This window comes from Nitrobacter sp. 62-13 (assembly GCF_001896955.1).
Taxonomy (GTDB): domain Bacteria; phylum Pseudomonadota; class Alphaproteobacteria; order Rhizobiales; family Xanthobacteraceae; genus Nitrobacter.
In genome coordinates this window covers 82,335-86,682 of sequence record NZ_MKRN01000017.1, presented here as the reverse complement: position 1 = coordinate 86,682, position 4,348 = coordinate 82,335, and the positions used below count along the sequence as shown (strand labels likewise).

Sequence of the window (4,348 nt, the reverse complement as noted above, 5' to 3'; positions counted from 1 at the left end):
CTCCGCTTTTCGATCGTTTTGCGCGGATGCCATGGCCCACCGCTTCTTTGGCATCCTCCGGCATGAGCGTTTTGAGGTTGCTCTTAGCGCTTTCATGTTCTTGGTGTGCGACTCGCGTCCGTTGATAGATCGAAGCGAGTTCCGCCCAGCTGTTGGACGCGCTCATATCCACGACCCGAGCAGCCTCTAGGCGCACCCGAGGGGTTTCGACACCGAAGAGCCGAGGTGGCTCGCCATTCTGTACACAACGCCAGAACTTCTTTTCTGCGGTTAGAAGCAGGTGTTGATAGAGCGGGTCGGCAGGGATCGTTAGTTCGACCCACTTGCCGCCGCCGGAGATAATTGACAGGTTCGCGGTACGGGCATTGGCGACCCACATATTGTGCTGAAGCTGGGCCATATGCTTTTCTGCGGCCATTTCTTCGGAAAACGCCCACGGCAGCATGAATTTAGCTTCAAATACCGCACCGGTTTGTTCGACAATACCGTCGAGAGTGGCTGCCATCCAATTGATGACCGGGTGCCCAATGTGTCGCTGCACGTCCTTGATCGAATGACCTGTGTTTCGTTCGAACCAAAGACGGTTGAGGTCTTCCGTAACACTGCCCAGCTGCACGATGAGTGCATCTGAGAGGTCCTCCGGCTCGATCTCGCCTCGCTTCTCTCGCCAAAGCCGAATGAGTTTTCCATGATCTTGACCCAAGATAACTCTGGCGTCAGAGCCACCAACGAAGGACCGACGATCAGGCTTTTTCCACACAGCTGATTTCATTTCCTTCTCCAATAATGTTAAAATAAAAATAACGCCCATATGGGCGAATATAACCCAAATGGGTGTTTTGTCAAGATGGGGCAATCAGGTCTTTCGAGTGGTCAAATTCGAGCTGCGCGCGCGTTGCTGAGGTGGAGTGCCTTAGATCTCGCTAGAGAAGCCGCAGTTGGTGCAAACACCGTTCGAAGAGCTGAAGTAGCTGATCATGAAACTTCCCTAACAGCCGCTAACGAGCGAGCAATTCGTGAGGCATTGGAGAAGGCGGGCATCGAATTTATCAGCGAAAATGGTGGTGGTGCCGGCGTAAGATGGCGCAAACGCCACGCCCAAATTGCTCGCGCGAAGGGAAAGTGAGACTAAAATAGTGAGCCACGAGAGCCGACGCGTTGCCGGGTTATTTCCGACAGCTCATGTTCAAATGAGCCCAAGCTATGCCCTTGATTTCGGCCGGCCGTTCATGCGGCAACCGTGAGCTGCTCCGGCTTGATCTCGACCTGTTGAATTTCACGCCATTTTGACGGTTTACCCGCCAAGCCATAAACAGTCCTTGTGCGATTTCAAACCGCGGTTCTTTCCAACAGGCAGCGCAGATCGTGTGCGGATCCTGGATGCAGCTCCTGATTCAGCCTTGATGCACGCGTTTCAGGCGCGTCGCGATGGCGAATATCAAGATTAAGGGCGGCCGGTGATTGCGTCACTATGGGAGAGTGGCGCGAGACAGGTATGGATGATAGAGCGGAGCGGATCGGGCCTCCATTGTCCAGTCTAATCGCCATTCCTCACCCATGCCCCATCATCAATATGTGCTGACGCTCTCCTGTCCCGACCGGCCGGGAATTGTGTCCGCGGTGTCTACGTTCCTGGCCCATAACGGCCAGAACATCATCGATGCCCAGCAGTTCGACGATGCCGAGACCGGCCGCTTCTTCATGCGGGTGGTGTTCAATGCTGCCGATCTCGCAGTAACTCTCCCAACGCTGCAAACCGGTTTTACCGCGATCGCCGAACGCTTCGGCATGACTTGGCAGATGCGCGACCGCGCCACGCGTCGCAAGGTGATGCTATTGGTATCGAAGTCCGACCATTGCCTGGTCGATATTCTGTATCGTTGGCGTACCAATGAACTGGAGATGATCCCGACCGCCATCGTGTCCAATCATCCGCGCGAGACCTATGCACATCTGGATTTGGGGGATATTCCGTTTCATCACCTGCCGGTGACCACCGAAACCAGGCGCGAACAGGAAGCGGCGATCCTCGAGCTGGTGGCGGAAACGGGCACCGATTTGGTGGTGCTGGCGCGCTATATGCAGATCCTGTCGAACGACATGAGCGCAAAACTTTCCGGCCGATGCATCAACATCCATCATTCGTTTCTGCCGGGATTCAAGGGCGCCAAGCCCTACCATCAGGCCCATGAGCATGGCGTCAAGCTGATCGGCGCGACCGCGCATTATGTCACCAGCGATCTCGACGAAGGGCCGATCATCGATCAGGACGTCGAGCGCATCAGCCATCGCGACACGCCCGATGCGCTCGTCCGCAAGGGACGCGACATCGAGCGGCGGGTGCTGGCGAGGGCAATCCGGCATCACCTGGACGATCGCGTGATCCTGAACGGCCATAAAACCGTGGTCTTCATGGATTGAATGTGCGGGCAGGCGAACTAGCCGTCACTTACATCCATCCCATTGCCACTCAGTGATCGGGCAATGACGTCCTTCTTCAGCTTCCGACGCTCGCGTTCACGCTCTTGCATCAAGGCGATCTGTCACATTTGGCATTCCTGAGTTATCCGGTACGCCGGATAGTTGTTTGCAGCGGGCCAAGAAGATCAGACTTGCAACGGAAGAGTCGTTCCATGGAGATCATGTGCCCGCGCAATGCCCACACTTGTGTGAACATTTCGATGATCTCGGCTTTCTAATTACGTGCGCGATAAGACCGGTTCGTCTAATTCTAAATGATTCATTACTGCGCCGTTAACTTGGCCCCTTGAGGCTTTCTTCACATTCTATCGCCTAGGATGCGCCGCCGGCCAGAAAGCTGGCCGCGCGTCTACGCAACACGCAAACCAGAAGGATTGCATTATGTCCGATATCGTACTCTCCGCATCGGTTCGCCAGAATCTGCTTTCGCTTCAGTCCACCGCCGACCTGCTCTCGACCACCCAGAACCGCCTTGCTACCGGCAACAAGGTCAACTCGGCGCTCGACAACCCGACCAACTTCTTCACCGCGCAGGGGCTGAATAACCGCGCCAGCGACATCAACAACCTGCTCGATTCGATCGGCAACGGCGTGCAAGTGCTGCAGGCTGCCAACACGGGTATTACTTCGCTGCAGAAGCTGGTCGATACCGCCAAATCGATCGCCAACCAGGCGCTGCAGGCGACTTCGGGTTATTCAACCAAGTCCCAGGCGACCACTGCCGCCATCACCGGGGCGACGGCTGACAACCTGCTCGGGCCGGGTGGCGCTCCGACCGACAATACGGTTTCGGGTACTGCGGCCAACAACAAGAACGCGGCTGCTATCACGGGTGCAACGTTGCTGTCCGGCGCGGCGGCGACCGACTCGATCATTACTAACTTCGTTGCCGGTGATACAATTACCGTGAACGGGCAAAACATCACGTTCATGGCATCAGGCGCCTCGGGTAATAATCAGATCAATGTAACCGATAGCGTCAACACTCTGCTTGGCAAGATTGACGCTTTGTCAGGTGGTTCTGGTTCGGCCGTTGCTGGTGGCGCGATCACGCTGCACACGGGCACGGCCTCGGATCTCACCGTCACAAGCTCCAACAGCGCCGCTTTCAACTCGATGGGCTTCACTGGTGGCGCGGTGAGCCAGACCCGCACCCCCGGCGCTCCGGCTGCGCTCGAGGGCAAGACCTTAACGATCGGAGCGACCGACGGCGGCACCGCGACCAGCGTCACTTTCGGTGCCGGTGGCGTGCAGACCCTCGATCAGTTAAACACGGCGCTCGCGGCGAACAACCTGACGGCCTCGATCAATTCGGCCGGGGCGCTGACTTTCACCACCACCAATGATCACGCTCATGCGACGATTGGTGCGTTCGGTGGTACGGCGGTTGCCGCCGGCGCGGGCCTGTTCGGCGCTTCTGTGACGGTCAGTGCACCGGTCGAAGACGCCAACGCGCAGAACACGCGTGCGACGTTGATCAGCCAGTACAACGCGGTGATCGACCAGATCAAGACCACCGCGCAGGATTCGTCCTTCAACGGCGTCAACCTGCTGAACGGCGACCAGCTCAAGCTGGTGTTCAATGAGACCGGCAAGTCCACCCTGACCATTCAGGGCGTGACCTTCGATCCGGCTGGCCTGGGTCTGGCGTCGCTGACCAAGGGTACCGACTTCCTCGACAACGCTTCGACCAACAAGGTTCTGAACTCGCTTAACGACGCCTCCAGCTCGTTGCGCTCCCAGGCTTCAACCTTCGGTTCGAACCTGTCGATCGTGCAGATCCGTCAGGACTTCTCGAAGAACCTGATCAACGTGCTGCAGACCGGTTCGTCGAACCTGACGCTCGCCGACACCAACGAGGAAGCGG

At 57.3% G+C, this 4,348-nt stretch carries 3 protein-coding genes; 2 read left to right on the top strand and 1 reads right to left on the bottom strand.

Annotation, left to right across the window (positions count from 1 at the left end; genetic code table 11):
- Window positions 1–772: YqaJ viral recombinase family protein (locus BGN91_RS02690; RefSeq protein ID WP_292610413.1), on the bottom strand; the 772-nt coding region annotated here is incomplete at its 3' end.
- Window positions 773–1,557: 785 nt separating this feature from the next.
- Between BGN91_RS02690 and purU the strand changes: the two genes are divergently transcribed.
- Both purU and BGN91_RS02675 read left to right on the top strand, forming a co-directional pair.
- On the top strand, window positions 1,558–2,421 hold the full coding sequence (gene purU, locus BGN91_RS02680) for a formyltetrahydrofolate deformylase (protein ID WP_292610407.1): 864 nt from the start codon (window positions 1,558–1,560) through the stop codon (window positions 2,419–2,421).
- A 441-nt stretch (window positions 2,422–2,862) separates the two neighbouring features.
- A partial coding sequence (locus tag BGN91_RS02675; RefSeq protein WP_292610406.1) for a flagellar protein occupies window positions 2,863–4,348 on the top strand: 1,486 nt, incomplete at its 3' end.

Excerpts from the sequence above, each read along its gene's own strand:
- purU (WP_292610407.1), top strand. The coding sequence starts at position 1,558 with ATGCCCCATCATCAATATGTGCTGACGCTCTCCTGTCCCGACCGGCCG.